Consider the following 6,233-nt stretch of genomic DNA (forward strand, 5'->3'; position numbering starts at 1 on the left):
GGCGTCGCGGCGGGGGAAGCGCTGTCGGAGCGGAACGGACTCAGAAGGCGGCGCTCAGGTTGATCGAGAACGAACGGCCGAGATCGTAGCGGTTGATGTCCACGCGCCCGCCGCCGAGTTCCTGGTACTCCTGGTACTCGGTGCCGAGGAGGTTGCGCGCCTCGAAGCTCACCGTGACCTCGGTGCCGCCGAAGTCGATGCCCTTGCGCGCGATCAGGTCGAGCATGGTGCCCGGCCTCTGGACGAAGTCGGGCTGGCCCGGCCGTCCGCGCGCCGAGATGCGCTCGCCGACGTAGGTCGCGGCCAGGGTCAGCTGGCTGCGCGAGGCCTCGTCCTCGATGCCGATCTGGACGTTGGCGATGTCCTGCGACTGCCCCTGCATCGCGCTGCCCACGCGGACGAACTGCAGTGCGTCCACCGGCTGCCCGTTGAAGCCGAGCGGATACACCACGTCGCCCGCCTTCGCCTTCACCTCGGACTTGGTGTAGGTGTAGTTGCCGCCGACGTAGAGGCGCTTCTGGCCCCACCAGTCGGCCTGGATCGGCAGGTCGAAGTAGCGTCGGAAGTCCACCTCGGCGCCGTAGAGCTCGGCGCGCGGCACGTTGATGAAGGTCTGCTGGATGGTACCGCCGGCCTCGTTGACGATGGACTCGATCGGGCGGTCGAGGTCCTTGTAGAACAGCGCCGCGGTGAACGAGCCGCCCTGGTCGAAGAAGAACTCGTAGCGGGCGTCGTAGTTGCGGATCTCGGTGTCGAAGAGGTACGGGTTGCCGATGAACAGGCGGTCGCTGTCGGTGTCCAGGTACTGCTGCGGAGCGAGTTCGCGGAACTGCGGGCGGCCGATGGTCTTGGACGCGCCGACGCGGACCTGCTGGTTCTCCGCGAAGTTCCAGGTGAGGGTGCCGGCGGGCAGGAAGTAGTCGTTCGCCAGCGGCGGTGCGGCCTGGGGCACGGCGGCGCTGAACAGGTTGTACGGCCGCACGGCCTGGGTGGCGTCCTCGTAGCGCACGCCAACCGTGCCGCGCAGGGCCGGCACGATCTCCGCCTCGGCCTGCAGGTAGGCGCCCTTGACCTTGAGCGTCGCGTCGTAGGCGGCGGCGCCGCTGGAACCCGTGGTCTCGCGCAGGGTCAGGTAGCCCTGGCTGATGTTGTAGTCCGACAGCAGGAAGTCCACGCGCTGGCGCTGCACCAGCTCCGGCAGCGGGCCGTTCAGCGCCAGGAAGCGGAATTCGCGCGACTCCGCGCTGCGGTCGTTGTCGGAGTAGGACAGGCCGCCGCTGAGGATGGCCTCGCGCTCCACCGGCAGCCTCCAGGTGACGTCGACGCCGCCGCTCACGACCTTGTCGTCCACCGTGCTGAAGCGGGTGTAGTTCTGCTCGCGCGAGGCGCTGTGCACGTAGTACTGCTCGGTGCCGGTATCGACCAGGCGGTAGCGGATGCCGCGCTCGTAGGGAGCCTGCCGGCGCGCCTTGGAGAAGCTGCCGCGCCACTCGATGGTCAGGTCGTCGTACTCGCCGAAGGAGTGCGAGCCGGCGATCTGGTTGTTGACCATGTCGCGCTCGAACCACTCGGTGTAGTCGTCGCGCACGAACTCGCCGAAGAGTTCGTCGAAGCCCTCGCGGCTGCGGGTCTCCTTGATGGTGTCGTGCACGTAGATGGTGGTCAGGTTGACCTTGTGCTGGCCCCAGTCCAGGCCGGTGCCGAGCAGCACGTTGACCTTGGCGTCGTTCTGGGTCGAGCGGAAGTCGTAGTCCGTCCGGACCTCGAGCACGTCGTTGATGTTGGCGCCTTCCTGCTGCACGCCGTTGCGGGTGTTCCACTTGTTCTCGAAGCCGGCCACCGCGATGAAGCCCATGCGGAAGGAGCCCATGTCGGCGCTGTAGCCCGCGCTACCGCCGAAGCTGACGTCGGGATCGACGCTGTCGGTCTCCTGCAGCAGGGTGAGCGGCGCGTTGACGAAGCTGCGGCCGATGCGCGCGAGCTCCTGCTGGCTGAAGAAGGCGCCGTCCACGCGGTTGCCCGTCGCGATGGCGTCGCGGAGCTCGCGCGGCATCTTGCGGGTGCCGTTGTCGTAGCCCCAGAAGTCGTCGCCGCCGCCGTAGTGCGTCAGGCCGCGCTTGCCGGTGGTCTCGGTGTTGCCGCCGGTGCCGACCGACAGGTTGAAGAAGGGCTCGTCGGGAACGGTGATGGTCTGCAGGTCGATCACGCCGCCGCCGAACTCGCCGGGGTAGCGCACGGAATAGGTCTTCTGCACCGTGATCGAGTCGAGCACGCTGCTGGGGAAGAGGTCGAGCGGCACCACGCGCTGCAGCGGCTCGGGGCTGGGCAGGGCGGAGCCGTTCAGGAGGGCCGAGGAGTAGCGCTCGCCGAGGCCGCGCACGTACACGAAGCGGCCCTGCGCGAGGCTGAGGCCGGTCACGCGGGTCAGCGCCTGCGCGGCATCGCTGTCGCCGGTGCGCTGGAAGTCCTCGCGCGTGACGAAGGACGCGATCTCGGAGGTCTGCGCCATCGGCTCGGGGATGTACTCGCCGCGCACGGTCACCGCGTCGAGCGCGCGCGCGGAGGAGCTGCTCTGCGGCGCGGTCGAGGCCGCATCCTGCGCGGTCTGCGCGAGCGCGCCCGGCGCGGCCAGCAGGCCGGTGATGGCGAGGAAGAGGGTGGAGCGAAGCGGGCCGGGGCGGGCGGCGGAAGAGGTCATTGTTCTGGCCTTGTCGTTAGGCGGAGTCGTCGCGCGCGAACGGGGCTGCGGACATCGCCCGCAGCCCCGTCGCGGATCTCACGTCAGTGGCACGGCGTGGCGGCGGTGAGGCCGCAGGTCCAGCCCTGCCACCAGGTGTCGCTGGCGTCGCGGACGCCGCCGATGTAGTCCACCTGCTGGAAGTAGCTGCTGACCGTGGGCAGGCCCTGGAAGGCCGGCACGGCGTTCTCGTTCGGGCCGTTGACGAAGATGTCGGTGAGCGACGAGGTGCCGTTGGGCACGTTGTTGGTGCCGGCGTTGAACAGCGCCGCGGCCTGGCCGTTGGCGTCGTCGACGAACGGCTGCGGGCAGGCGAAGAACACCGAGTGGAACTGGCCCGTGGTGGTGGCGTCGTCCACGTCGAGGCAGCCCAGGCCGTCGCCGGTGTTGCCCTCCGCGGGGCGGGTGACGACAAGGTTGTACCACTGGGCGTTCATGCCCTGGTTCATGATGATGGCGACGCTCGAGGAGGCGCGGCCGACCATCGTGAAGTTGGCGAACTTCGGGTTCGAGGCCGGGGTGCGGTTGATGCTGCTGAACTCGGCCATGCGGTCGCCGCCGCCCGGACGCTGCAGGACGATGCCGAACTGCACCGTGCCGTTCCAGCCGGTGTCGGCGTCGAGGCTGTCGTCGTCGTTGCCGGTCAGGACCAGGTAGCGGCCGTTGACCGTGCCGCCGAACCACTCGATGCCGTCGTCCGAGCTGTTGTGCACCTGCACGTACTCGAACACCGTGCCGTTGCCGACGCCGGCGAGGGTGATGCCGTTGAGCTCGTTGTTGGGCAGGATCTCGAAGCCCGAGTGCATCACGCGCAGGTAGCGCATGCGGCCGCTGTTGTCGCCGACGGAGTTGCCGCCGTAGAAGGCGTTGGTGCCCTCGACCTGGGCCTGGCACTCGGGAGTGCCGGAGACCGTCGTGCCCGGGCAGGCGTTGATCGGCGCACGGCCGAGGACGACGAGGCCGCCCCACTGGCCCATGGAATCCTGGTTGGTCTGGCCTTCGATGCTCTGGCGGCTGGTCATGATGACCGGCTCGGTCGCGGTGCCCTCGGCGAAGATCTGCGAGCCGCGGTTGACCACGAGGTAGTCCAGCCCGGCCGAGCCGTACAGGCGCACGCCCGGCTCGATCGTCAGGATGCCCTGCTGCGCGCCCGAGGCCGGGTTGTTGGCGTCGCCGCCGCGGTCCTGGCCCACGTCGACACGGCCGCTGATGGCATAGACGGTGCCGTCGCGCTTCGGGACGGTGAGGCTGCCGGTGATGAGGGCCGGCAGCTGGCAGGCGCGCAGCGTGTTGTTGGCGATGGTGCCGACGTTGGCGAAGCCCGCGGGGCAGTCCGCGGCGGGACCGCCGGTCGGCGGCGGCGGGGCGGTCGGCGGCGGGGGCGGCGGTGCCTGGGTGGGCGGGGGCGGGAAGGCGCCTTCGCCCGGCGAGGCGACGCGGTCGGCACCGCCGCCACAGGCGGTCAGCGCGGCGACCGCGCCGAACGTCACGAGCAGCGACTTGAGGGTGTTGGAGGACATCCAGGATCTCCGGCGTGGGTGGGAAGACGCACGGGGAGCGGCCGGAATGCATCCAGCAGGCGGCAAACGGGTGCACCCCCCAGGCCGAGGCTTTGTACGGCTGGGACGTGACAGTTTTCGGACGCAGCAGTGACAGCCGCCGGACGGCGTGACGGCCCGCGTGTCGCTGCGGTTTCGGCGATGTTTCGGGGCCGCCGGAAGGCCGGTCTAGCCGGCCGGGAGCACGGTCTTCTGGCGGTATGCGCAGAGGTCGCGGACCACGCAGACGGGGCACTCGGGGCGCCGCGCCTTGCACACGTAGCGGCCGTGCAGGATCAGCCAGTGGTGGGCGTCCTGGAGGTAGTCGCGGGGCACGGCCTTCATCAGCCTGTCCTCCACGGCGCGCACGTCCTTGCCGGGCGCCAGCCCGGTACGGTTCGCCACCCGGAAGATGTGCGTGTCCACCGCCATGGTCGGCTGCCCGAAGGCGGTGTTGAGCACCACGTTGGCGGTCTTGCGGCCCACTCCGGGCAGGGCCTCCAGCGCCTCGCGCGTCTGCGGCACCTCGCCGCCGTGGCGTTCGAGCAGGATGCGGCAGGTCGCGATGACGTTCTTCGCCTTGGCGTTGAACAGGCCGATGGTCGAGATGTAACGCTTCAGGCCGTCCTCGCCCAGCGCCAGGATGGCCGCCGGCGTGTTGGCCACGGGGAACAGGCGCCGCGTGGCCTTGTTGACGCCGACGTCCGTCGCCTGGGCGGACAGGATCACCGCGACCAGCAGCTCGAACGGCGTGTCGTACTCCAGCTCCGTGGTCGGGTTCGGGTTGAGCTCGGCCAGGCGGCGGAAGAACTCGATGCGGTCGGCAGGCTTCATGCGGAAGGAGCGGGCGCGGCGCCGGGCGCCGGAGAACCCGCGATGATGCCGGAGCCCGTGCCGCCGGGCGAGCGCGCTCAGCCCGCCGTGGACCAGTAGGCTTCGCCGCGCGCGACCACCAGGTCGGCGGCGGCGCTGCGGCCGGCCTCCTTGCGGTCGCCCTTCATGTGGTCCATGAAGCTGCCCAGCCGCGAGTTCACCAGGACGTGGCCGGCGCTGGCTCCGATGCCTTCGCCGATGTCGTACGACCGCGCGCCGCGGGCCTCCGCGCGGGCGCGTGCCGCATCGAACAGCCAGGAGTCGTGCCACTCGCGCTCGTTCCGGAAGCGGTCCTCGACGTACAGCGCGCGGAAGTCGGCCAGGAAGTCCGCGGTCGCCGGATGGCGCAGGTTGTAGGCGACGAAGCCGCATTCGGTGTGCATCGTCGTGCGGCGCAGGCAGCCGACGAAGCAGTCCTCCGGCACGAAGCCCTCCAGCGCGTCCTGGGGGAGGTCGGCGAAGAAGCGGGTGTCGGCGTCGAGCCACAGCAGGACGTCGACCTCGCGGAGGTGCGCGGCCGCATGCAGGACCGCGAAACTCTTGTGCGCGAAGCGCACCGCGTCGAAACGGTAGTCGTGACGCAGGCGCCGGCGCAGCGGAAGCGCGATGCGACGCCCGAACACCCGCCAGGTCACCGGCGGGCGCACGTGCCCGTGCGCGGAGGGATCGTCGCGGTGGCGTGCCTTGAACGCCCGGAGTTCCGGGCTGGCTTCGAGCAGCGGACGCGCGTGGATGCGCGGGCTCGCGACGTCGCAGTCGAAGCCTTCGGTGTAGAGGTGCAGCGGGACCTGCGCCGGCCAATGGCGGTCGAAGGTCTCCAGCATGGTGCGGCCGTACTTCTCGTAACCGGCGGCGTGGCAGGTGGTGACGGCGGCGAATCGACGCATGTGCGGGAGACAGCGGCAAGGAGCGCCACAGTCTGCGGAGGTCGACCGCGCGAGTTGTCGGAAGAATGTCGGAGCGGTTCAACGGGCCCGGCGGGCCAGGGCGCGCGCGACGGCGGCCGCGACCGCATCGCTTCCGGTCGCCGCTGCGGCCGCGGCGCGTGCCCGGGCCGCGGCCTCCGCGGCGGCGCGTTCGAGGCG

At 70.4% G+C, this 6,233-nt stretch carries 4 protein-coding genes; all 4 read right to left on the bottom strand.

Annotated elements, in window-relative coordinates; genetic code table 11:
- Positions 1-40: 40 nt before the first annotated feature.
- The 4 genes from ACFO3Q_RS11480 to ACFO3Q_RS11495 all read right to left on the bottom strand — a co-directional run bounded on the left by ACFO3Q_RS11480 (position 41) and on the right by ACFO3Q_RS11495 (position 6,035).
- Positions 41-2,698 carry a TonB-dependent receptor domain-containing protein gene (locus tag ACFO3Q_RS11480; protein ID WP_377004859.1) on the bottom strand — a complete coding sequence of 886 codons (2,658 nt, stop codon included), beginning with the start codon at positions 2,696-2,698 and terminating at the stop codon, positions 41-43.
- Between the two features lie 83 nt (positions 2,699-2,781).
- Complete coding sequence (locus ACFO3Q_RS11485) at positions 2,782-4,257, bottom strand: hypothetical protein (protein ID WP_377004860.1); 1,476 nt, start codon at positions 4,255-4,257, stop codon at positions 2,782-2,784.
- A gap of 207 nt (positions 4,258-4,464) precedes the next feature.
- A complete protein-coding gene (gene nth / locus ACFO3Q_RS11490) occupies positions 4,465-5,109 on the bottom strand; it encodes an endonuclease III (RefSeq protein ID WP_377004861.1) in 645 nt (214 codons plus the stop codon).
- Between the two features lie 77 nt (positions 5,110-5,186).
- Positions 5,187-6,035 (bottom strand): hypothetical protein, encoded by an 849-nt coding sequence (locus tag ACFO3Q_RS11495; RefSeq protein ID WP_377004862.1) that lies wholly within the window; start codon positions 6,033-6,035, stop codon positions 5,187-5,189.
- Positions 6,036-6,233 lie beyond the last annotated feature (198 nt).

Source organism: Coralloluteibacterium thermophilum (assembly GCF_042654365.1).
In the GTDB taxonomy this organism is placed as follows: Bacteria; Pseudomonadota; Gammaproteobacteria; order Xanthomonadales; family Xanthomonadaceae; genus Coralloluteibacterium; species Coralloluteibacterium thermophilum.